2 protein-coding genes and 1 pseudogene are annotated in these 1434 nt (G+C 42.9%); all 3 read right to left on the bottom strand.

Annotated features, from left to right (window positions below):
* A pseudogene (locus tag L4D74_RS25085) lies at positions 1-129 on the bottom strand (GNAT family N-acetyltransferase); the annotation flags it as partial.
* Positions 130-256: 127 nt separating this feature from the next.
* Positions 257-637, bottom strand: a complete 381-nt coding sequence (locus tag L4D74_RS25080) for a nuclear transport factor 2 family protein (RefSeq protein WP_428755120.1) — start codon at positions 635-637, stop codon at positions 257-259.
* A gap of 141 nt (positions 638-778) precedes the next feature.
* A complete protein-coding gene (locus L4D74_RS25075; RefSeq protein ID WP_428755119.1) occupies positions 779-1153 on the bottom strand; it encodes a hypothetical protein in 375 nt (124 codons plus the stop codon).
* Positions 1154-1434 lie beyond the last annotated feature (281 nt).

The raw sequence follows: 1434 nt of genomic DNA, 5'->3' as shown, positions 1-1434 counted from the left end.
TGATTTCACTTCGTTTTCATCAACAGGAGTTAAGAAACCGACAGACGCTCCGCYATTGATGCAATCGGCTAACAGTAGATTTAATTGGTCAACTAGACCTGAGATCGAATTTACTTCCTTGATTTCCACAAAACTATCCTTGTAATTTAACGCCCTGCTAAGTGGCGCTAACGACCAACTAACCAAGCGCACTTAACTTTAAACCAAAACCGCCAAGCTTATGGCGTCCACTTGAGTAGTTTGTTAGGTGCGTTGCCTATTCTTCCACAACCTTTACCCACTGGCTTCGCCATTCTTGCGCTTCCATTGGGTCTGGCCAAAACTCTTTTTGCTTACTGATTAGTCCGTCTTCAACGGTATGGAAAGTGATAGCACGCGCTTTTTGGACGCTATCTGTAATTGAAACATCAGTCACAACTGTTGCACCATCGCAAACCACCGAGTGTACTTCAAACTCCCAAATACCGTTTGCAGGGTAAAAAGAGTTGATAGATGTAAAGTTACATCTGCCAGTAATGAGTTCACCTGATTGAGGCCAGAAACCTTCAAAATTGGGGCTTAGCCATTCACTTGCTTTGGCAAAATCATTAGTTTTCATTGCATCCCAAAAAGCTAGGACAACTTCCTTTGAATTCATTATTTCCTCTGAGCACCTAACGCCCTGTTAAGGGGTGAGCAACGCAATACCGATGCCGCCGCATACCACCTTAACCACTAAACGCAACGCATAGTAAAAATGCCACGCGTTGCGAATCCCTCTTGAACAGTTTGTTATAACTCAAACCCAAATTGGCAGCTGATAGATTTTTCCATTTAGATCCACAACTACCGCTTCGACGTGCACCTGATGGTTATCAGCACGATAAGCCGATATATAAAATTCTTCGAAGCATTCGATAGGTAAACTGTGAGATTCGCACAACTTAGGTAGCCACTTGCGATAAGCAAGAACCGTCTTACGTACTCTAGGCGTTAGCTTAAACAGCTCTTCATCTTTAGTTGGAATCCAACTAATTCTCACTAAATCACCTGCTTTAAGATTAGCTAGTTTGAAGATATCATCACGGACAAACCCACCATCGATGTAATTTTCGCCACTAAAAAATGATAGGGTAAAGTTCTTAGCCACACCTTTGATATTCTTCAGTTTCACAATTACCCCTTGAGTTATAACGCCTTGTTAAGTAGCAGCTAACTACCACTGCACTCAAACAAAGCCACCGTAATCACTGAACTCAACCAAAGCAAAATCGCCAACTGTTAGCTGTCTGCTTGAACAATTTGTTAGAAGTTTGCTCACCTAGTGCTCCGATGCTCCCTTTTCGCGTCATGTGGGAAACAGTTTGTATACACACGAGCAACATGACTTTTGCCGATGTCATCCACGATTACGCAAACCAGATTGCACGGATTTCCCAATGCACTCCGCCAATC

The organism is Vibrio cionasavignyae (genome assembly GCF_050337155.1).
GTDB classification, from domain to species: Bacteria; Pseudomonadota; Gammaproteobacteria; order Enterobacterales; family Vibrionaceae; genus Vibrio; species Vibrio nomapromontoriensis.
The sequence above is the reverse complement of the archived record's forward strand: the minus strand, read 5'-3'. Positions and strand labels throughout refer to the sequence as shown.

Excerpts from the sequence above, each read along its gene's own strand:
- L4D74_RS25080 (WP_428755120.1), bottom strand. The coding sequence starts at position 637 with ATGAATTCAAAGGAAGTTGTCCTAGCTTTTTGGGATGCAATGAAAACT.